This window comes from Streptomyces sp. NPDC006476 (genome assembly GCF_040612015.1).
GTDB classification, from domain to species: domain Bacteria; phylum Actinomycetota; class Actinomycetes; order Streptomycetales; family Streptomycetaceae; genus Streptomyces; species Streptomyces griseorubiginosus_B.
Map to the genome: position 1 here is coordinate 1 of NZ_JBEXPK010000095.1, position 21,101 is coordinate 21,101.

Annotated in this window: 17 protein-coding genes and 2 pseudogenes; 8 read left to right on the top strand and 11 right to left on the bottom strand. The window is 68.6% G+C overall.

Annotation, left to right across the window (positions count from 1 at the left end):
- Positions 1 to 107: 107 nt before the first annotated feature.
- From ABZZ74_RS46835 to solA, 8 genes are all read right to left on the bottom strand, one after another.
- Positions 108 to 1,091, bottom strand: coding sequence for a D-2-hydroxyacid dehydrogenase (locus tag ABZZ74_RS46835; RefSeq protein ID WP_356950228.1), 984 nt, complete (start codon positions 1,089 to 1,091; stop codon positions 108 to 110).
- 1 nt (position 1,092) lies between these two features.
- On the bottom strand, positions 1,093 to 2,544 hold the full coding sequence (locus ABZZ74_RS46840; RefSeq protein WP_356950229.1) for an NAD-dependent succinate-semialdehyde dehydrogenase: 1,452 nt from the start codon (positions 2,542 to 2,544) through the stop codon (positions 1,093 to 1,095).
- Between the two features lie 41 nt (positions 2,545 to 2,585).
- Positions 2,586 to 3,866: an FAD-binding oxidoreductase gene (locus ABZZ74_RS46845; RefSeq protein ID WP_356950230.1), complete on the bottom strand. Its 1,281-nt coding sequence runs from the start codon at positions 3,864 to 3,866 to the stop codon at positions 2,586 to 2,588.
- 214 nt (positions 3,867 to 4,080) lie between these two features.
- Positions 4,081 to 4,848, bottom strand: coding sequence for an amino acid ABC transporter ATP-binding protein (locus tag ABZZ74_RS46850; protein ID WP_356950231.1), 768 nt, complete (start codon positions 4,846 to 4,848; stop codon positions 4,081 to 4,083).
- Positions 4,845 to 5,798, bottom strand: coding sequence for an amino acid ABC transporter permease (locus tag ABZZ74_RS46855; RefSeq protein ID WP_356950232.1), 954 nt, complete (start codon positions 5,796 to 5,798; stop codon positions 4,845 to 4,847). The genes ABZZ74_RS46850 and ABZZ74_RS46855 overlap by 4 nt, the downstream gene beginning before the upstream one ends.
- Before the next feature lie 7 nt (positions 5,799 to 5,805).
- The gene (locus ABZZ74_RS46860) at positions 5,806 to 6,825 is read right to left on the bottom strand and encodes an ABC transporter substrate-binding protein (protein ID WP_356950233.1); all 1,020 of its coding nucleotides are present in this window, start codon (positions 6,823 to 6,825) and stop codon (positions 5,806 to 5,808) included.
- 211 nt (positions 6,826 to 7,036) lie between these two features.
- Positions 7,037 to 7,717, bottom strand: coding sequence for a haloacid dehalogenase type II (locus tag ABZZ74_RS46865; RefSeq protein WP_356950234.1), 681 nt, complete (start codon positions 7,715 to 7,717; stop codon positions 7,037 to 7,039).
- 149 nt (positions 7,718 to 7,866) lie between these two features.
- Positions 7,867 to 9,003: an N-methyl-L-tryptophan oxidase gene (gene solA / locus ABZZ74_RS46870; RefSeq protein WP_356950235.1), complete on the bottom strand. Its 1,137-nt coding sequence runs from the start codon at positions 9,001 to 9,003 to the stop codon at positions 7,867 to 7,869.
- A 275-nt stretch (positions 9,004 to 9,278) separates the two neighbouring features.
- Between solA and ABZZ74_RS46875 the strand changes: the two genes are divergently transcribed.
- A complete protein-coding gene (locus ABZZ74_RS46875; protein WP_356950236.1) occupies positions 9,279 to 10,901 on the top strand; it encodes a PucR family transcriptional regulator ligand-binding domain-containing protein in 1,623 nt (540 codons plus the stop codon).
- Positions 10,902 to 11,186: 285 nt separating this feature from the next.
- On the opposite strand, the gene ABZZ74_RS46880 is transcribed toward ABZZ74_RS46875, so the two are convergent.
- Both ABZZ74_RS46880 and ABZZ74_RS46885 read right to left on the bottom strand, forming a co-directional pair.
- Entirely contained in the window at positions 11,187 to 12,245 is a 1,059-nt protein-coding gene (locus tag ABZZ74_RS46880) for a tartrate dehydrogenase (protein ID WP_356950237.1), read from the bottom strand.
- Positions 12,246 to 12,318: 73 nt separating this feature from the next.
- A complete protein-coding gene (locus ABZZ74_RS46885) occupies positions 12,319 to 13,203 on the bottom strand; it encodes a LysR family transcriptional regulator (protein WP_356950238.1) in 885 nt (294 codons plus the stop codon).
- A gap of 374 nt (positions 13,204 to 13,577) precedes the next feature.
- Between ABZZ74_RS46885 and ABZZ74_RS46890 the strand changes: the two genes are divergently transcribed.
- Positions 13,578 to 14,264, top strand: a complete 687-nt coding sequence (locus ABZZ74_RS46890) for a GntR family transcriptional regulator (protein ID WP_356950239.1) — start codon at positions 13,578 to 13,580, stop codon at positions 14,262 to 14,264.
- Positions 14,265 to 14,773: 509 nt separating this feature from the next.
- Here the strand turns inward: ABZZ74_RS46890 and ABZZ74_RS46895 are convergent.
- Positions 14,774 to 15,161, bottom strand: a pseudogene (locus ABZZ74_RS46895) (hypothetical protein); the annotation flags it as partial.
- Positions 15,162 to 15,482: 321 nt separating this feature from the next.
- Here ABZZ74_RS46895 and ABZZ74_RS46900 point away from each other — a divergent pair.
- From ABZZ74_RS46900 to ABZZ74_RS46925, 6 genes and pseudogenes are all read left to right on the top strand, one after another.
- Positions 15,483 to 15,956 (top strand): RidA family protein, encoded by a 474-nt coding sequence (locus ABZZ74_RS46900; RefSeq protein ID WP_356950240.1) that lies wholly within the window; start codon positions 15,483 to 15,485, stop codon positions 15,954 to 15,956.
- A 123-nt stretch (positions 15,957 to 16,079) separates the two neighbouring features.
- Positions 16,080 to 17,186: an alanine racemase gene (locus ABZZ74_RS46905; protein ID WP_356950241.1), complete on the top strand. Its 1,107-nt coding sequence runs from the start codon at positions 16,080 to 16,082 to the stop codon at positions 17,184 to 17,186.
- Between the two features lie 69 nt (positions 17,187 to 17,255).
- On the top strand, positions 17,256 to 17,990 hold the full coding sequence (locus ABZZ74_RS46910) for an SDR family NAD(P)-dependent oxidoreductase (protein ID WP_356950242.1): 735 nt from the start codon (positions 17,256 to 17,258) through the stop codon (positions 17,988 to 17,990).
- A gap of 298 nt (positions 17,991 to 18,288) precedes the next feature.
- Positions 18,289 to 18,432 (top strand): annotated as a pseudogene (locus ABZZ74_RS46915) (site-specific integrase); the annotation flags it as partial.
- Positions 18,429 to 18,755, top strand: coding sequence for a helix-turn-helix transcriptional regulator (locus ABZZ74_RS46920; protein ID WP_356950243.1), 327 nt, complete (start codon positions 18,429 to 18,431; stop codon positions 18,753 to 18,755). The pseudogene ABZZ74_RS46915 and the gene ABZZ74_RS46920, both read left to right, overlap by 4 nt.
- Positions 18,752 to 21,040: an XRE family transcriptional regulator gene (locus ABZZ74_RS46925; protein WP_356950244.1), complete on the top strand. Its 2,289-nt coding sequence runs from the start codon at positions 18,752 to 18,754 to the stop codon at positions 21,038 to 21,040. Before ABZZ74_RS46920 ends, ABZZ74_RS46925 begins: the two co-directional genes overlap by 4 nt.
- Positions 21,041 to 21,101: the final 61 nt, after the last annotated feature.

The following is a 21,101-nucleotide window of genomic DNA, read 5'->3' on the forward strand; positions in this document are numbered from 1 at the left end:
TCCGTGCCGATGTAGTTGTGGCCCAGCTGAAGGGCCTCGCGGAGCGACAGCTCCAGGACCTTCTTGGGCCGGTAACTCCGCCCGGCCGGGGCGCGTGCTACTCGCCTTCAGGCGGGGTGCGTGTCGTCGACCACGTATCCGCGCCGCTTGTCCACCACGTTGCGCAGCGGCCGGCCCTCGATGTGCCGGGTGAAGTTGTCGAAGAACACCTCGATGAGTGCCTCCCGCTCGCTGGTGGTCTCGCCCGCCGTGTGCGGGGAGATCATCACGCCGGGCATGTTCCACAGGGGAGATTCGGCCGGCAGCGGTTCCTGGGCGAACACGTCCAGGGCTGCACCGGCGAGCCGTCCGGCGGCGAGGTGGTCGACCAGCGCCTCCTCGTCGACGAGTCCGCCCCGGCCTACGTTGATCAGCCGCGCCCCCGGCTTCATGGCGGCGAGCACGGGGGCGTCGACCATGCCCCGGGTGTCCTGCGTGAGGGGGGCGGCCAGGACGACGTAGTCCGCTTCCGTCAGGGCGGACCGCAGGGTCGTCGCACTGTGGACCGTGCCGAAGTCGGGGTCGTCCGTGCGGGAGGTGCGGCCCGCCCCGCTCACCCGCATCCCGACGGCGCGCAGCAGCCGGGCGATGGCCCGGCCGATCGGCCCCGTCCCCCAGACCAGCACGGTGCGTCCGGTGATGCCGTCACTGGGGCGCGGACGCCACTCGCGGCGCCGCTGGTGCTCCCAGGTGCCGGGGAAGTCCTTGGCGAGGGCGAGGATCAGGCCGAGGACGTACTCGGCGGTCGGCTGCTCGTAGACCCCGCGGGCATTGGTCAGGACTACGCCCGGATCGTCCACCAGGGCGGGGAACAGGAAGGAGTCCACGCCCGCGGAGGACGCGTGGACCCAGCGGGGCGCCTTCTGCGGATCGTCGGGCCACGCCTCGCGGATGGCCGGGGTGATGTTCACCCAGGCCAGCAGGACGTCGGCGCCGGGCAGGAGGTAGGGCAGTTCCTCCTCGGTGGCGTATACGGTGTCCGCGAGGCTTTCGATGCGTGCGGTGGCGGGGGGCCGGTTGCCGCGGTAGAGGACGACGAGTCGGTCGCGCATGTCAGGCTCCGACGGGGACGGCCATGTACTTGTACTCCAGGAACTCGTCGATGCCGACGCGTCCGCCTTCGCGGCCCAGGCCGGACTGCTTGACCCCGCCGAAGGGCGCGGCGGGGTTGGAGACCAGTCCGGTGTTGATGCCGATCATGCCGCTTTCGAGGCGTTCGGCGACGCGCAGGGCACGGTCGAGGTTCTGGGTGAACAGGTAGGCGGCCAGACCGAATTCGGTGTCGTTGGCGGCGGCGACGGCCTCGTCCTCGGTCTCGAAGGTGCGGATCGCGGCGACGGGGCCGAAGATCTCGGTGTCGATGATCGCGGAGTCGGGGGCGATACCGGTGAGGACGGTGGGCGGGTAGAAGCAGCCAGGCCCTTCGGGGAGTTCACCCCCGGTCAGGACGGTGGCGCCCCGCTTGACGGCGTCCCGCACCAGGTCGTGCGCCTTGCTGCGGCCGGCGACGTCGATAAGGGGGCCGACGTCGGTGCCGGGTTCGGTGCCGGGCCCGACGGTGAGGGCAGCCATGCGTGCGGCGAGACGGGAGGCGAACTCCTCGGCGACGGAGGAGTGGACGAAGATGCGGTTGGCCGCGCAGCAGGACTCGCCCATGTTGCGCATCTTGGCGACCATGGTGCCCTCGACGGCCACGTCGAGGTCGGCGTCGTCGAAGACGATGAGGGGGGCGTTGCCGCCCAGTTCCATGGAGGTGCGGATGACGGTGTCGGCGCACTGGGCCAGCAGGATCCGGCCGACCTGGGTGGAGCCGGTGAAGGAGAGCTTGCGGATCTGCCCGCCACGCAGAAGGGGTTCGACGACACCGGCGGCGTCGGAGGTGGTGACGATGTTCAGCACACCGGCCGGCAGACCCGCTTCGGTGAGGATCTCTGCCAGCGCGAGGCTGGACAGGGGGGTCTGAGGGGCGGGTTTGAGGACGATGGTGCAGCCGGCGGCGATGGCGGGGCCGATCTTGCGGGTGCCCATCGCCAGGGGGAAGTTCCAGGGAGTGATGAGCAGACAGGGGCCGACGGGCTGACGGGTGACCAGCAGGCGGTTCCTGCCGTCGGGGGCGGTCATCATGCCGCCGTCGATGCGGACGGCCTCCTCGGAGAACCAGCGGAAGAACTCCGCCGCGTAGGCGACTTCGGCACGCGCCTCGGCCAGGGGCTTGCCCATCTCCAGGGTCATCAGCAGTGCGAGGTCCTCGGTGCGCGCGATGATGATGTCGTAGGCGCGGCGCAGGATCTCGCTGCGCACGCGCGGCGGGGTGGCGGCCCAGGTGGCCTGCGCGGCGACCGCCGCCTTGACGGCACGCCGGCCGTCGGCTGGTGAGGCGTCGGCGACCTGGCACAGTTCCTCGCCGGTGGCCGGGTTGTCGACGGACAGGGTCCGGCCGGACTCCGCGTCCTGCCAATCGCCGCCGATGAACAGCTGCTTGGGAACATCACGGACGACAGTCATCGTGGGTATCTCCTTGTAGGTGTAGAGGGGCTGCCGACCGGTCAGCGGATGCGGTCGAGTGTTTTGTAGTAGGCGCCCGCGAAGGGCAGGAACCAGGCGGTGCCGTTGTAGAGGGGGATGCGGGGCGGGGCGATGTCGCGGACGGGGCTGACCTCGGGGTGGCCGTCCATCACCTCGGCCATGACCTGCCCCATGTGGGTGGCCATCTGCACGCCGTGGCCGGCGTATCCCATGGAGTAGTAGACGCCGTCCTCGGTCTGCCCGGCGTGCACGATGCGGTCCATGGCGAAGCCGACGGAGCCGCCCCACAGGTACTCGATCCTGGTGCGGGAGAGCTGGGGGAAGATCTCGCACATCTCACGGAACAGGACGGCCCCGCTCTTCTTGTCCGAGGTGGGGTCGGACGGTGCGAAGCGGGCGCGGCCGCCGAACAGCAGCCGGTTGTCCGGGGTGAGCCGGAAGTAGTGGCAGACCTTGTTGGAGTCCACGATGAGGCGGGCCTTCGGGATGATGTCCCGGGCGAGCGCCTCGCCGAGCGGTTCGGTCACGATGATGAAGCTGCCCACGCAGACCTGCTGGCGGCGCAGCCACGGGAAGTTCTTGTCGGTGTAGGCGTCGGTGGCCATCAGGACCTGCCCGGCACGGATGACACCGCGCTCGGTGCTGACCTCGAAACGGCCGGCGGCGGTACGCCGCACGCCGATGGCCGCGTTACGCTCGTGGATCTCCACACCGGTGCGCTCGCACGCCTCGGCCATACCGCGCACGAAGCGGCCGACGTGCAGGGCCGCGCTGAACGGGTCGAGCAGGCCGCCGTGGTAGGCGTCGGAGCCGATCTCGGAACGCAGCTCGGACTTGCCGATCAAAGTGGTCTCGTGTCCGAAGTACTTGGCCAGGTCGCGCTGTTGGGCCTTCTTGCTCTCGAAGTGGGCGGGGCGGGACGCGAGGCCCAGGCGTCCGACGCGGCGGAACTGGCAGTCGATGGACTCCTCGTTCACGAGCCGCTCGACGGTGTCCACGGCCTCGCCGTAGGAGTTGTAGATCTCGCGGGCCCGTTCGAGTCCGTACCGGCGGATGGCCTGGTGTACGCCGATGGTGAAGCCCAGGTTGGCCATGCCGCCGTTGCGGGCGGAGGCACCGGAGCCGATCTGGCCCTTCTCGACGAGGGTGACGCGGGCGCCCTTGCGGGCGGAGTGCAGGGCGGTGGACAGACCCGTCAGGCCGGCGCCGACGACCACCAGGTCCGTGTCCTCGGTCAGCGGCTTGCCGGACCGGTCGGGAAACGCCCCAGCGGTTTCTATCCAGTAGGGAATCGTCTTCATGTCGGGTCCTTAGCGGGGAGTTTCGATGTGGAGGCGGCCGGCACCACCAGGGGCCCGGCCGACGGCGCTGTCAGCGCTGTGACGGTCGGATTGACGTCGAACTGAGGGCGTTGAAGACCGGGACCGGCAGGCTGCGGAAGTCACGTCGGCCGCAGTCGGCCGGCGTCTTCTCCGGATTCGCTGCCGGCGCCGCTGTCGCGTGTCCCAGCCGCTTCTACAGCACTTTTTCGAGGAAGGCCTGGGTTCGTTTCTCGCGTGGGTTGGCCAGGACTTCGCGGGCGTCGCCGCGTTCGACCGCGATGCCGCCGTCCATGAAGAGGACCTCGTCGGCGACCTCGCGGGCGAAGCCCATCTCGTGGGTGACGAGCAGCATGGTCATGCCGTTGCCGGCGAGGTCGCGCATGACGGTGAGTACTTCGCCCACGCGTTCGGGGTCCAGTGCGCTGGTGGGTTCGTCGAACAGCATGATGGTGGGTTCCATCGCAAGCGCGCGGGCGATGGCCACGCGTTGCTGCTGGCCGCCGGAGAGCTGGGCGGGGTACTTGTGGCCGCACCCCTCGAGGCCGACCTTGGCCAGCAGTTCTCGCGCCTGCTCCCGGCTGGTGGCGCGGTCCTTCTTCTTCACCAGCACCGGTCCGGACATGACATTGCTCTCGGCGGTCATGTTGGGGAACAGGTTGAACTGCTGGAACACCATGCCGATGCGGGCGCGCTGCTCGGCCAGTCGCTTGGGGCGCACGGCGTGGTAGGCGTCGTCCTTCTCGACGTAGCCGAAGTCCTCCCCGTTGACCTTCAGGACTCCGCGGTCGACGGTCTCCAGGCCGTTGATGCACCGCAGCAGGGTCGATTTGCCGGATCCGCTGGGCCCGATGATGCAGGAGATCTCCCCGGCCGCGACGGTCAGGTCGATGTCACGCAGGACCTGGTGACGTCCGAAGCTCTTGCACAGCTTGCGTGCGACGATCGTTCCGTCGGCGTTCACAGCAGGGACTCCCTCGTGATGGGAACTGGCTGGCCGGCCCCCGGCTCGGCCGACGTGGCGGCCGGGGTCAGCCGCGTCCGGGTGGAGCGGGAGAAACGGCGCTCGATCATGGACTGCGGCACGCTCAGCACCAGCGTCATGATCAGGTACCAGAGGCTGGCCACGATCAGCAGCGGTATCGTCTGGTAGGTGCGGGCGTAGATGGACTGTGCGCTGTTCAGCAGGTCGGCGACGCCGAGCACGCTCACCAGCGAGGTCTCCTTGAGCATGCCGATCACCTGGTTGCCGGTGGCCGGGATGACCGCCGGCATGGTCTGCGGGATGATCACATGCCGGAGCTTGGTGAACCCCGACATGCCCAGCGACTCCGCCGCCTCGTGTTGTCCGCGACTGACCGACGCGAACCCGCCACGGATGATCTCCGACATGTACGCGGCCTGGTTCAGCGTCAGCCCCACCACGGCCGCGGTCATCGGTGTCATGATCGCGTTCACGTTCACCGGCATGGAGATAGAGGTGAACGGGATGCCGATGGAGATGTTCGGGTACAGCGCGGCGATGTTGAACCAGAAGATCAGCTGCACGAGCACCGGGGTGCCGCGGAAGAAGGCGATGTAGAGCTGGGCCAGCCCGGAGATGGGCCGCTGGCGCGACATACGCATCACCGCCAGCAGCAACCCGAGCAGCGTGCCCAGCGCCATGCTCGCCACGGTCAGAACGAGCGTGATCAGCAGGCCGTTGAGGATGGTTTGGGTGGTGAAGTAGCTGAACACCACCGGCCAGCGATAGTTCTCGTTCGTCACCGCGGTCCACACCAGACCGGTGACGATCGCGATCGCGACGGCCCAGGCGACGTAGTCGCGCGGACGTTTCGGCGTGACCCGCTTCTTTTCTTCGGCCAGTAGTTGGGGCACCGGTCGGCTCCTGGTCGTCGTCTCGATCACGTCCATCGGCCTGTCAGTCCTGCGGGACGGCCATGGCCGCGGTCTTGATCCCCAGGTCATCGAAACCCCAGCGGCCCAGCGCCTGGGCGTACTTGGGGCTGTCGATGATCGACTGGATGGCGGCCTTCACCGCGGGAGTCAGCGCAGAGTCCTTCTTCAGCGCCACGGCCACGGTCTTGGTGGCCACCAGGGGCTTGAGGACCTCGAACGTCTTGGGCTGCTGCGTGGCCGCCCACTGAAGACCGGTGAAGTCGTACATCACCGCGTCGATCCGCTTGGAGACCAGCTGGGTCAAAGCGTCGTTCACGCTGGGCAGGCTCACCGCCTTGATGGCCGGCTTGCCCTTGTCCGTACAGTCCTGCTTGGACAGCTGCGGCAGCCACTGCAGCTCCGCAGTGCTGCCGGAGGTGACAGCGACGCGGTGCCCGCACAGCGTGTGGGTGGTCAGCTTCTGCGGATTTCCGTAAGGGACGGACACTCCGGTCCCGGCCTTGAAGTAGTCGACCATGTCGAGGACCTTCAGCCGGTCCGTGGTGGCACCCATCGTGGACGCCGTGAAGTCGTACCGGCCGGCCTGCAGGCCGGTGATGATGGTGTCGAACTTGATGTTGTTGAACTGCAGCTTCAACCCCAGCTTGGCGGCGATCAGCCGGGCCATGTCCGGGTTGAACCCGATCGGGGTCTTGTTGTCCGACGCCATGAACGTGGTGGGCGGGCTGGTCAGATCCATGGCCACCGACAACGTGCCCCTGGCCTTCACCGCCGCGGGCAGCAGCTTCACCGCCTTCGCATCCGGCTTCACACCCACCGAGATGTCATCGGTGTGCTCGGCCGACGCACCGGAACCCCCGCCCTGCGTCGTGCTCTTCGACCCTGCGTCCTGCGCAGTGCCGCTCGCCCCGCACGCGGCGAGCGCGAGGGCCAGGGCGGTCGTGACGATCGGGATGCCCAAGTGCCTGTTGACCTGCATGGCGGCGGCCACAGCGCCTGCGGTGCGGAGTACGGTTCTGCGGCCTGTCCGGTTGGTTTTCATGGCGGTGCCTCCTGGAGAACGCGGGGGATACGGGGGATACGGGTGATACGGGCGATACGGGGATCCGTGATGCGGGGACGACGTGCGGATCGAACGGGGGGGTGGGATGTCGTCAGTCGGCGCCCGGAAACGCGCAGGGCTCATGGGCGGCCACGCGAGACCGGGCGGCTGTCGGGAAGAAGGTGCTGAGTGAGCGGGTGTGCGTCGCGCGTCAGATGCCCAGCATCTGGTTGAGCTCGTTCAGGGACCTGACGGTCACGTAGTCGTAGCCGTGGGTGACCGGGTCGTAGCCGCGGTCCAGGAGGACCAGGTTGCGGAAGCCCATGTCGTGCATCGGCATGTGGTCGTAGCGGGTGTGCGAGGCGACGTGCACGAAGTCCTCGGGAGACGCGTCGAGCTGGTCGAGCATGTACTCGAACGCGCCGTACCGGGGCTTGTAGAAGCCGGCCTGCTCCGCGGTGAAGACGGCGTGGAAGTCCGCCCCGAGCCTGGGCACGCTCTCCTGAAGGAAGGAGTCGTCGGCGTTGGAGAGGATCACCAGCTTGTAGTGCTCGCCCATCTTCTTCAGCGGCTCCGGCACATCGGCGTGGGGGCCCCAGCTGCGCACGCCGTCGGCGAACCGCTTGCCCGCGTCCGGGGCCGCGTTGATGCCCCACTTGCGGCAGACCCGCTCGAAGGAGTCCTGCAGCACCTGCTCGTAGGGGTAGTAATCGCCGCAGACCCGGTCGTAGCGGTAGCCGCGGAATTCCTTGATGAACTGGTCCCAGTGCTCGGCGGGGATCTGGTCGCCGACGAGTTCACGCGTGATGGGGGTCATCGGCCACTCGATCAACGTGCCGTAGCAGTCGAACGAGACGTACTTCGGGCGGAACTGGAAGGAGGGAATGGGCATGGACGTGCTCCGATTTCTTGTTCGGGCAACCGGTCAGGGCCGGCGCGGACCCCTTCGACATGCTCATGACAGAGACGTCGGGCGTGGGGGGGGGGGGAATGATGGGCTGGGGGATGGAGGATGGGAGATGCCATCGGCGATCGCGGGGATCAGGCGGCGCCGACTCCTGCCGGAGCGAGGAAGTCGACGGGGTGCTGCGTGGTGCCGTCGAGCGCCAGGTCGGCGGCGATCTCTCCCATCGCGGGCGAGAACTTGAAGCCACTGCCGGAGAACCCGGCCATGACGATGATGTCGTCCTCGCCGGGGAGATGACCGACGAGCGGGTTTCCGGACTCCGTGTAGCCCTCCATGTAGGCCGACGTCCTGATGGGGTCGGGGTTCAGGTCGGGCATGAGTTCACCGATGAGCTCGCGGAAGACGCCGAGTTCCTCGGGGCGGACGGTACGGTCGAGCCGTTCGGGCTCGGGCACCGGCGCATGGTATTTGAGGGAGAGACCGAGCTTGACGGATATACCGTCGGGCGACGGGATCCCGAAGCAGTCGTGGGGTGTGGCGCGCACGAAGGAAGGGGCACCGCCCGCGAACCAGTCGTGGCGGGTGGGCAGGTGCCAGGAGCAGACCACCCGGCGGATGTCGATGGTCCGGGGGAGGTCCGGGAGCAGGGTGTTGATCCAGGGGCCCACGGTCACCACGGCGGCGTCCACGTGGTCCGTGCCCTGGTCGGTGACGACCCGCACCCCGCCGCCCGCCGCGGGGACGACCTCGCGCACCGTGGTGTAGCGGTGCAGCCGGGCGCCCAGCTGCTCGGCACGGGCGGCGGCGGCCTGGATCGACGCCTCCGGCCTGATGACGGCGCCCAACCGGTCGAGAACGGCGGTGTGTCCCTCCGCGAGCCGGTGCTGCGGGTAGCGGCGGGCGAGTTCCTCCCGGTCCAGGACCTCGTGATCCAGCCCCTGGGCGGCGCTGGTGGACAGGAGGAGGCGCATGGACGGTGAGGCGGTCTCTCCCATCACGAGGCTGCCGCCGCGGCGTCGCAGCGACCGGCCCGTCTCCGTCTGGAGCTGCTCCCACATGCGGTCCGCCAGCCGCAGCAGCGGAATGTACCCCGGCTCGCCGAGGTGGGCAGCCCGGTAGATACGGCTCTCGCCCCCGGCCGCGCCGCGGTCGTGGCCCGGTGCGTACCGGTCGTAGCCGATCACCTCGGCTCCGCGGGCGGCCAGTCGCCACATGGCCTGGCTGCCCATGCTGCCGGCACCGATCACGGCGACGCGCTTCGGGACGCGCATGAGGTCGCTCCTCTCGATGGTGTGGTGGGTGGCAGTCGGGCCCCAGCACTGCTCAGACATCGTGCGGACCGTTCCGGTTCGCGTCCCGCTGGGGATGGCGTTCACTTTCCGCCCGGGGGAACCTGCAGGGCAACCCACACTGTGTTCCGCCTTGGTGCCTTCTCGAGACGGTCTGTCACTGCGAACGGCCGGGCTGTACAAATGCTGGACCCACTCTTGTCACGATGGGTGGCCGATGCGAGGGTGAGCCATTCCCTCGGATGAAAGCACCTCCTATGCCGCCCAGACATCACGCAACCGGGCACTTCCCCACGGTCAGGGAGGTACTGCGCCTGCCCGTGCTCGCCGAAGGGATGCCTCGTGTGCTGGCCGGCGAGTCACAGCTGGACAGCCAGGTGCGCTGGGTGCATGTCACCGAGCTGCTCAACCCCGCCGATTTCCTGGAGGGCGGCGAGCTGGTGCTGACGACCGGCATGCCGCACCCCGAGGACGTCTCCGAGCTGCGCGGCTACGTCGACCAACTCGCGGACGTCGGCGCGGCCGGCCTGATCGTGGAGCTCGGTTACCGGTACCAGAAGGTGCCCCACGAGCTGGTGGCGGCGTGCCGCGCCCGTGACGTGCCGCTGGTCGAGCTGGCCCGTGGCGTCCGGTTCATCGACGTCACGCAGACGGTGCACGCCCTCATCCTCGACGCCCAAGGGGCCCTGCTGCGCCGCGGGAGGGACATCCAGGACATCTTCACCGCCCTGACGCTGCGGGGCGCGGACCCCGAGGAACTGGTGCACACCACCGCGGAGCTCACCGGAGCCCCCGTGGTGCTGGAGGATCTCACCCACCGGGTCCTGATCTGCGAGCTGCTCGGCCGACCGTACGAGCCGGTGGTGTCGGCCTGGTCGCGGCGTTCGCGCGCCGCCCCGACGCCGGAGAGGATCACGCCGAGCGGCCCGGAGGGGTGGCTGATCGCTCCGGTGCAGGACCACCACGGCCCGTGGGGGCGGCTGGTCTTGCTGGAGGACCGGCTGAACGCCGAGCCCGATCCCGAACACGTCCTGGTGCTGGAGCGTGCGGCGGTCGCGCTGACCATGGCGCGCCTGGCGGGGCAGGCATGGTGGGAGCGCCGGGCCCACCGCTCCGTACTGCGAGACTTGTACGAACGGCGTTTCCGCTCCCCCGCCGACGCCCGCGCCCGCGCCGAGGCACTGGGGCTCCCGGCCTTCGGGCACCGGCTCTTCGCCGTGGTCATCCGCCACCCGTACACCGGCACCGAGGATGAGCACCTCGACGAACGGATCGCGAAGGCGCTGGCGCACACGGGCGTGCGCGCCCTGGTCGGCGAGACGGCCCCGGGCCGGATCGGCGTACTCATGGCACTGGCACAGGCGAGCGCCTGGCAGCCGGTCGCCGAGCGGATCGGCCGCCTGGCCCGGGAGGAGCTCGGACCGCGGGCAGTTGTCGCCGTCGGCCCCGGGGTCACCGACCTCGGCGGGATCGCCCGGTCGTGGCAGGAGGCGGAGCAGACGGCCGAGGCCATCACACCGGCCTCCCCGGAGCGGTGGTTCTACGTGCCCGCCGACGTCCGGCTGCCGGATCTGCTGGGCGTCCTGCGGGAGGACACCCGTCTTCAGCGGTACGCGGAACGGCAACTCATCCGGCTCATCGAGCACGACGGGCGCAACGGCGGCGATCTGCTCCCGGCGCTGCGCGCCTATCTGGCGGCGGCCGGGAACAAGTCGGTCGCGGCGAAGCACGCAGGCATGTCCCGGCAGGCGTACTACCAGCGTCTGCACACCATCGAACGGCTCCTCGGCTGCGACCTGGAATCAGGTCTGCAGCGCACGTCCCTGCACGTCGCGGTGCTGGTCCTGGACGCGGGAGAAGCAGCTGTTCCCGGCGCATGACAGGGCACGTCGGCCGCCACACGCGTCGCCGTGCGGCGACCGATGCCCGAGGAAGAAGCCCGTGTACGCGCCTCGTGTCCGACCTGATTTCACGTCATGGCCGGGGGCGCTCGAGCAGGACTGGGCGGCGCCGGGGCGGCTTCCTGAGATGCGTGCAGATCGGTGTGCCGCGGCTGCGCGAGGACTTCTTCCGTCGCCGAGGAGTGCACGCAGCCGGCGAGGGTTCGCCAGGTTGGGTGAGCGGTGGGCGGCGCCGTCCCTGCCGCCCACCGAGGGGGAGACGGCTCAGAGCAGCTCGATCAGCTTGTCGGTGAACTCGGCGGTGGTCGCGGTTCCGCCCAGGTCACGGGTACGGGTATCGGTCTTGGCCAGGACCGAGGCGATCGCGTCCGTGATGTCCTTGGCCGCGGCGGGATGGCCGAGGTGGTCGAGCATCATGGCCGCGGACCAGATCGCACCCAGCGGGTTGGCGATGCCCTGGCCCGCGATGTCGGGGGCGGAGCCGTGCACCGGCTCGAACATCGAGGGGAAGTCCCGCTCGGGGTTGAGGTTGGCCGCCGGGGCGATGCCGATGGATCCGGCGACCGCGGCCGCGAGGTCGCTGAGGATGTCGCCGAAGAGGTTGGAGGCGACGACGACGTCGAAGCGGGCGGGGTCGAGGACGAACTTGGCCGTCAGCGCGTCGATGTGCTCCTGGTCCCAGGCGACGCCGGGGTGCTCGGCGGCCCGCTCGGCGATCAGCTCGTCCCAGAACGGCATGGTGTGGATGATGCCGTTGGACTTGGTGGCGGAGGTGACCTTCCCCCGGCGGCGGGCGGCGAGCGAGAACGCGTAGTCGGCGATACGGGTGACCCCGGCCCTAGTGAACACCGCCTCCTGGACGGCCAGTTCCTCGGACGTGCCCTGGTTCAGCCGTCCGCCGATCTCGCTGTACTCGCCCTCGGCGTTCTCCCGCACGACGACGATGTCGACCTCGCCCGCCCGTGCGCCGCGCACCGGACTGTCGATGCCTTCGAAAACACGGATGGGCCGGAGGTTGACGTACTGGCGGAACCTGCGCCGGATCGGGATCAGCAGCCCCCACAGCGAGACATGGTCGGGCACCCCCGGATACCCCACCGCGCCCAGCAGGATCGCGTCCTTGTCGCGCAGCTGGTCGAGCCCGTCGGCGGGCATCATGGCGCCCTCCCGCAGGTACCGCTCGCACGACCAGTCGTAAGACGTGTAGGACAGGCTGAAGCCGTGGCGGCGGCCGAGAACATCGAGCACCAGCTGTGCTGGGGGCAGTACCTCGGCGCCGATGCCGTCGCCGGGGATCAGGGCAATGCGGTGGTTGGTCGTCATGCCGTCGATTGCAGCAAGACGGTCCGTGGGGCGTCCAAGACGCAATGCGGATGTCCCTTATAAGCGGTGCCTATCAGCTGTCGGCGTCCGAGGTGGCGGCCGTGACGAACGCGGCGGCTGCGGGCGACAGGCTGCCGCGGCGGCCGACGAGGGCGATGTCCAAGGTGGTCTCCGGCTCGATGTCCAGGACGCGGGCGCCCAGCCGCCGGGCGACGTCCCGCCAGGAATCCGTGACCACCGCGAGCCCGACCCCGGCCAGTACGAGGGGCATGAGCGAGACGCGGTGCTCGGTCTCGGCGGCGACGGTGAACTCGATGCCCTGTTCCCGCAGCGCGTCGACGTAGGCGCGCATCCCGGTACCCGGCTGCCCGACGATCAGCCGCTGCCCCGCAAGCTCCCGGCACTCCACCGCCGTCCGGCCGGCGAACGGGCCGTCGGCCGGCACCATCAGCACAAAACGCTGCCGTCCCAGCGCATGGGAGACGACCTCCTTGTCGGAGAGGGGACCGGCGGACGCCAAAAGCCCCAGCTCCACGGCACCCGTGCGCACCATGTCGATCACATCACGCGAGGTGAACGCGGCTTTGATGGCCACGGAGACGCCGGGATACCGGTGGCTGAAGGCACTCACCAAGGTCGTCAGCGGCTCCACCGCCTGCGACGGCATCGACGCCACATCCAGGCGCCCCTCACGCAGCTCGTGCACCGCCGCGACACTCGCCCGCGCCGTCTCCAGACTCCGCACGGCCTCCCGGGCAGGCTCGATCAGGGCCCTTCCGGCCTCCGTCAGCACCGCCCTGCGCCCGATGCGATGGAACAGCTCGGAGCCCAGATCACGCTCCAGCGCCCGCACGGCCTGCGACAGCGACGGCTGCGACACATACAGAGCTGAGGCCGCACGGTTGAACCCCCCGCGATCGACAATCGCAAGGAAGTACTCCAGCTGCCGAATGTCCATACGCGCCCTCTGCCCCTGGAAGACAACCGACGACTCGATCGGTCCCGACCATGGTGGCCTGAATGATCGCCTCGGCGAAGTGCGGAGCCATCGTGGACCGCACGCTCGGCCGCGGCATCCACCTGCCCCTCGTTGCCCCTGTCCCCCGCTGCAGGTCCACAAGCACCCGCGTCGCCGGACCGGCACCGGCCTCACAACCGAACGGCACCACCCAGACACCGACCTGTCACCGCGACCCATGAGCCGCACGGGGCACCGCTGTGAACTCAGTGCAGCCCGTGCCAGCCAACCGACTTGAGGTATGGATGCAAAACCGGCAGGGGTATAGTCGACAAACGACCAAATGGTCGACAAGCGTCGAGGAGGGCAACGGGGTGGACCACAAGTTCGAGTGGCAGGAGCAGCGGATGACGACGCCGGACGGCGTCTACCGCACACTGCGTGCCGCCATCCTCGATGGGACCGTACCTCCTGGTGGCCAGCTGCGCGAGGCGCACATCGCCGCTGATCTCGGGATCAGCCGGTCCCCGCTGCGCGAGGCGCTGACCAAGCTCGAGGAGGAAGGGCTTGTCGTCAAGATCCCCTACCGTGGGGCGTTCGTCGTAGAGGTGAGCGCTCGTGAGGTCGCCGAGATCGACTCGGTCCGGCTACGTGTCGAGCCGTACGCCGCCGAGCTCTCGGCCGAAGCACTGCGCGGTCCTGAGCGGCCCCAGTTGCTGCAAACCATCGAGGATCTCCGCCGGGCAATGGAGAAGGACGACATCCCCGCCAGCATCGATGCGCACCTTCGATTTCACCGGCTCTTCTACGATCTCTCGGGGCACGGCGTCCTGCAGAGTCTCTGGAACGGCTGGGAGACCAAGCTGCGCCTCCACCTCAGCGTCGATCACCGCACTTACAGCGACGACCCGCGTCAATTGGTCGTCGAGCACGAGAGGTTGGCCGCGGTTGCCCTGGAAGGCGATGCCGACGCGTTCCGCCAGGAACTGGCTGCCCATTTCCCCAAGGGGCTGGGAGCCCAGACGGGAGATCCAGGGGAGCGCTCGCCCCGGCATGCATGAGGCCATGCCGCCCGCGTGAAGTGTCCACGCCCGCTCGCCACCGTGACGTTGTAGACCAATGCCGCAAGGCAAGGACGGCGTCCGGGCCTCAGCCGTCGCCAGGACTCGGTGCGCCATGCTGGAGGCGCGCCGCGCACGACAAGATGTCGTATGGGCCGGGCGATGACGGATCAGTCGCCGGGTATCCACGGCATCGACTGCGGCGCGAGTGGAGCGCCCTGCCTGGACCTGGAGACTTCCAGGTCTGCGTGATCGACGAGGCCACGACCACCTGCAGGGATCTGTGCCCGGCCTGCCGGGCCCACCCCCTGACCGCCAGCCGGTCCGAGCCGCCGCATGCTGCAACCTGGGCTGCCGAATCCCAGCGCCTGTGATGTCGTAATCGGTCCGCCGCGGGCCTTCAGGCAGGGCGGTCAGGACTGCGTCGGCGGCGGACGCGTCGTCGTTCGGCACGCTCAGGTCCGTTTCCTCTGTCCTGCCTGTTCCGTCCCGCCTCGTCACTCCTATTGGCGGGCTTGTCCCTGCTCGTCGGCAGCTTCCTCAAGGGCCGCCACGACGTCCGTGGCGACGATCATCCCGGCGCGTCGTGGTGAGCGGGGACGGTCGTGGAGTCGATGCTGACCAGGGACAAGTCCGTCGCGCCCTGGCGGGTGACTCGGGCGTTCAGGCCCTCCGGCAGGTCGGTGAAGAGACCGGCGCTCCTCCCTACCTGCAAGCGCCCGTAGGCGGTCGGTCCCGAACTCGCCTGATCTCACGCCATTGCGCGCCTGTCCTGAACCGCCACATCGCACCCTCGAACTGATTCCGCAGCCGCTCAGGGTAGGGGCCGTACTCGCCTGTCGGCAGGAACGTCGCGGTCAACTTCCGCTGTTCGTCGGCGAGTTGCCTCCGTCTCACGGTCGCCTTCCTGCCGGTTCCGCCTCCCAGACGAATCCTGGGCGCGGCGTCGACCGTCTGCGGTGGGGCGGGCCGCGCGTGGCGTTCCGAGGTCGCACTCGAGGCTGAAGTGTGCATTGACAGTGCTCGACGGCACCCATATGGTCGACAAACGACAATGCGGTGGCTGTTTTAAGCCACCATGCGGCGCTTTGTCGCCACCACTCCTTGAGAGGAGAACCGAGTACAGATGATCAACATTCATGCGAAGCAGGTTCTCGTGGCCAACTGCGAGGGTTTGTGCCCTGCCCCTTCCGCAGCGGTGACGCGATGAGCCAGTCCGTGGCTTCGGCAGCGCACACCGACTCGGCATCCGATCGGCTCGAGGCCTTGGGCCTGGCCCTTCCCGAGCTTCGTGACAACCCGTACTACGTGCACCACCGGACGGTGAGCTCCACCATCCACATCTCCGGCCAACTGCCTTACCGCGACGGTGAGCTGCTGGGTCAGGGCATTGTCGGCCGGGACGTCGAGCTGCAGACGGCGCAGGAGCTCGCACGCCATGCCGTACTCAACGCGCTCGCCGCCGCTGTGCAGGCGGTGGGAGATCTGGATCGGGTCCGGATCGTGCAGATGCTGGTGTTCGTGGCCAGTACGCCGGACTTCGGTCTGCAGTCGCGGGTCGCCAACGCGGCCAGTGCACTCCTCATCGAGGTGCTGGGCGAGAACGGACGGCACGCTCGCACCGCGATCGGCGTCGCCGGGCTCCCCCTCAACAGTCCGGTCGAGATCCAGATGGTCTGCACCGCGGTGTAGGGCGGGCACGACGGCGGCGCAGCGCGAGCGCGGGTGATGGTGCGCGCCACGCACATTCGGCATTCGAGGGAGTCGGCATCCGCTCACTCGTTCATTCCCCAACACGAGCAAGAGGAGTGCAGCGTGAACCAGCTCCAGCGAGCACTCGACACTCTGGTCGAGCGGGTCGACACCCCCGCGCCGATCGTGCTGGTCGATGTCATGCAGGACAACATCGACCGCCTGCAGAACTTCGCCGCCCGGCACAACCTCGATGTCAGGCCGCACGTCAAGACGCACAAGTGCGTGGAAATCGGCCGGCGGCAGATCGAGGCCGGGGCGGTCGGAATCACCGCGGGCAACGTCGGTGAGGCCGAGGTCTTCGCCGGGGCCGGATTCGACGACATCTTCCTCGCCTACCCGGTCTGGCCCTCGGGAACGAAGGGCGCCCGGATCCGCCGGCTCGCCGAGTCCGTCCGGCTGCGGGTCGGCGTGGACAACGTCGCGGCGATCGAGGCCCTCGCCGACGCGATGAGCGACGAACCGGACCGGCTGCAGGTCGTGGTCGAGGTCGACTGTGGTGCCCGTCGTTCCGGAGCGCCGCCCGAGGCCGCGGGCGACCTCGCGCTCGCCGCCCGCAAGCGCGGCCTGGTGCCGGTGGGCGTCTTCACCTATCCAGGTCACGGCAGCTCCGGCCCGGACGCTCGCGAGCGCGCCGCGCGGGACCAGGATGCCGCGCTCACCACCGCGGTACGCAGCCTCGACAGCGTCGGGATCACCGCCGAAGTGGTCAGCGCCGGCTCCACACCCACCGTCGAGTTCTCCACCAGCAGTGTGATCACCGAGATCCGTCCCGGCGAATACGTCTTCGGCGACCTGAACAACGCCCGGCTCGGCGCCTGCACGGACGATCAGATCGCGCTGTTCGTCGCCGCCACCGTGGTCAGCGACTGGGTGCCCGAGCAGGTCATCCTCGACGCGGGCACCAAGGCCCTCAGCCGCGAAGGCAGCATCGAGCGCGGCTACGGCCGAGTCGCCGGCACGACGGCCGTTCTGTCCAAGCTCAACGAGTACCACGGATTCCTCGCGCTGCCCGCGGGCGAGTTCCGCCCCAGGGTCGGCACCGTGGTGCCGGTGGTGCCGAACCACGTCTGTCCGGTTGTCGTCAATTTCGAGGAGTTGATCGTCACCGACAGCGCCGGCACGTCGCTGCAGCGGTGGCCGGTCGACGCCCGCGGATTCCTCAGCTGACGGACCCCGGGACGAGATCCTGACTGAGCGCCACCCGACCGACCACTCCCCCGTGAAGGAATGTCTGACATGAGACTCAAGAACGTCGCGGCCCTGGTGACCGGTGCCAGCAGTGGCATCGGGCAGGCGGTCAGTTCCCACTTCCGCCGCGAGGGCGCGCGACTACTGCTCACCGGCCGCAAGGAGCAACTCGACACCGCCCAGCCCGACGACCTGTACGTCCCGGGAGACCTCAATGACGAGGCGTTCGTCGAGAGCCTGGCCAACCAGGCCGCCCAGTCCCTCGGCACCGTCGACGTGGTCGTCCTCAACCACGGCCTGCAGGCCAGCAGTCCGCTGACCGAGATGCCCTACGACGACGCGAAGAAGGTGCTCGACAGCAACCTGCTCAGCGCGTTCCTGGTGATGAAGCACTTCGCGCCGCTGATGCCCCCCGAAGGAGGCTCAGTCGTCTGCGTCAGTTCACGGCTCGGCATGGTGGGCAAGCCCGGGGAAGTCCTGTACTCCGCCGCCAAGGGAGGCCTCATCATGCTCGCCAAGGGCGCGGCGATCGAATGGGCCCCGCGCAACATCCGCGTCAACGTCGTCGCTCCAGGTCTGACCGCCACCCCGATCATCGAAGCAGCGATCCAGCGCAGCCCCGACCCAGAGGCCTACCGCCGCGAGCGCGAGACCCAGATCCCGCTGCAACGCCTCGCCACCCCCGAAGAAGTCGCCGACGCTGTCCTCTTCTTCGCATCATCAGAGTCGTCGTACATCACCGGAGCAGTCCTCCCCGTCGACGGCGGATACACCGCCTTTTGAACACCCCTGCTTTGTCGTACGTGAAGGTCGCGAACCTCGAGTCCGGTCGACGCGATGAGTGGATGCTTCCGGCACCCCACGAGGCCCAACGCCCAGTCCGACGAGTTCCCGACCATTCCCAGCCAGTTCGAAACACCACCCATCCGGGATCTGAGCGCTCCCAGCGCGCATTCCCCTTGAGTAAGGAGCAGGATCGTCACGAGCGCCCTGGCCCTGGCGCTCGCCGCGTGCGGGGCGGGCGGCACCGGGCAGAGTGCGGGGGCGAAGAGTACGGCGCAGGGCGGGGGTTCCGGTGCGTCCTGCCCGCTTTGTTCAAGAGCAGGTGGGCCATACCCACGCTGCTACGACGGCCATCTACATGGGTGTCTCCGACGAGTACCGGAACCAGCTACTGGAGGCTTCGCTGAAGCGTCGGCTGGGTGACGACTGGGATCTTAAATGATCAAGAAGATGGGCTACGAGTGGTGTCTGCGGGCCACGATGGCCGAGCATCAGATGTTTCAGACCTCGGACCTGGTGCCGCTCCTGGCGGAACGCGGTGTGACCTTGTCGCGTGAGCAGGTCTACGGCCTGGTGACGCAGCCGCCCCAGCGGATGAGTATGGACACCCTGGTCGCGCTGTGCGACATCTTCGAGTGCACGCCGAACGATCTCATCAAGCCGAAGGTGGTCAACGCCCAGGTCAAGAAGACCGCGGACGGACAAGCCGAGCCACTGCCGCTCAAGGAGCGGCGTACCACGATCCGGCGCCCGGGTCAGCCGTGAGGCCACTGACACCGGACCAGATCCGCTTACGCGCCGAACTCTCCGCCGCCCGGGAACAGATCATCGCACCGCTGCGGTCAGCGGTGGGCGAGTCCCTTGCTCCCGAACAGGCGCAGGCCGTGGCGGAGGAGGCTCGGGCATGGCGTGGTGCGAACGCCTTCCGCCTGGTGGGCTATCTGTCCGACAGGCCCGACGCTTTGAGCATGCCCAGTAGCGACTGCCCGACCTGCGTGGTGCGTTCGCTGGCCGCGCTCACCGCCGCCGGGCACGGTGACCAGGTCGCGCTGGTGCCCTGCGGCGACTGCGGACGGACCGATTCTCTTCCCACCAACAACGGACCTGAGGGGCGGCTGTGTTCACGCTGCGCCGGCCGACGTGCCAAGAAGCCCTGCGCCCGCTGCGGCAAAGTGGCCAGTATCTACGCCCGCCGACCGGAGGGCGGCATCTGCAATCCGTGCAGGAACAAGGAGCCGGATGCCAAGGAGGAATGCGCCGACTGCCGCCGGATGATGATCTCGTACCGGCGCCTGCCCGACGGCACCAGCCTCTGCCAGACCTGTGCTCCCAAGAACACGCAGACGTGCTGCCGTTGCGGACGACTCCGCCGGGTCAACGCGCTGAGCTCCGACGGGCCGGTCTGCGGCAACTGCTACTCCAGCCCTCCCCGCCTGTGCGGTGTCTGCGGACAGATCGTTCCCATCGTCGCCCGGGCCGATGGCACCAGGCCGGACACCTGCGACCGTTGCTACAAGCGACACGAGAAGATTTGCGTCATCTGTGAAAGGGTCCGCCCCGGCCACCACATCAACGGTGGCCTGGGTCCGTTCCACTCCGACACATGCCGCCCTCGCGAAGCGTGCGCATGTGCCCTGTGCGGCCAGGTGGCGAAGGTCAAGGTCTTCTGGCCGCGAGGGCCGGTGTGCAACTCCTGCTACAGAACAGCTCTGTCGACCCCCGAACCGTGCGCTTCGTGCAGCCGACCTCGCATTCTGATCGGTCAGACGACCGAGGGAACCCTCCTGTGCAAGGCGTGCTCCTTCCCTGATGAACCGGTCGAGCGGTGTTCGGCCTGCGGTGAGCCGGCGGACCTCTACTCCGGCCACCGCTGTCCCCGCTGCACCCTGGCCGCCCGCGTGACCGATCTGCTTTCCGTAGACGGCGCAAGCGTGGTCCAGCCACTCCAACCCCTCGCCGTCGTCCTGACCAGCGCGGAAAACCCCTACCCCGTCTTGCACTGGCTGCGCCGAAGCCCTGCCGCCCGTCTCTTGGGGCGCCTGGTCCTCGATCCTGGAGCGCTGAACCATGAATCCCTCGACACACTGCCCCAACGGGCTGCCACCGCCTACGTGCGCGGGCTACTCGTCACCGCTGGCATCTTGCCGTCACGCGATGAGAACCTCGCTCTGCTCACCAACTGGGTCGCCCGGACCGTAGCCGGACTCCCAGCGCGGCATGCCAATCTCATCCGTCCGTTCGCCGAATGGCACATCATCCGCAACGCCCGCCGACGCTCAGCCCGCGGCCGTTACACCTACGCCGCGTACAAAGGGGACTGCGGCAACGCGGCTGCAGCCATCGACTTCCTGAACTGGCTCGACTCGCAGCATCTGAGCCTTCGTCGAATTCAGCAACCGCATCTGGATACCTGGGCGTCCGAGAGGCCAACCCTGCGCACCCGTTCCATCCCCTTCCTCCGCTGGAGCACCGCCCGACGCCTCTGCCCGGCCGATCTGCGCATCGAGCGTGCAGCCTCTCAACTCCCCGGTCACTTCCAAGCCGAGGACGAGGCCCGAGACGAGCTGGTGCGCTGCCTGAACGACTCCGCGTTGCCCTTGGACGTCCGCGTGGCAGCTGCTCTCGTCCCTCTCTACGCCCTTCCCTTGACCCGGATCGTCGAGCTCACCGAGGACCACATCAGCCGCGACCAGGAGCACACCTACCTGGCGGTCAACCAGCACCCCTTCGTGCTCCCGCCGAAACTCGCCCGTGTCATTGACGATCAGCTCCGGCACAGCACGCCCCGGCACAGCACCACGGCCGGACGTAGATACCTCTTGCCCGGCCAAAGCCCTGGACGCTCGCGTAACCCCCTCGGCCTCGCCGACACCCTGAGACACCATGGTCTGCCCGCCCGCGCAGCTCGGAACACAGCCATGATGGACGCCCTGGCCGACCTGCCGCCCATGGTCATCGCTGACCTGCTCGGCATCCACCCCAAGACAGCCGAACGCTGGGCCACCCTCGCCGGCGCAAACTGGTCCGAATACTTGTCGTCGCTGAAGTGAAGCACCCTTGTGCATAGTCGATCAGCGACCCGGCTGGTCCGAGGGTCAGGATCCGGTGATG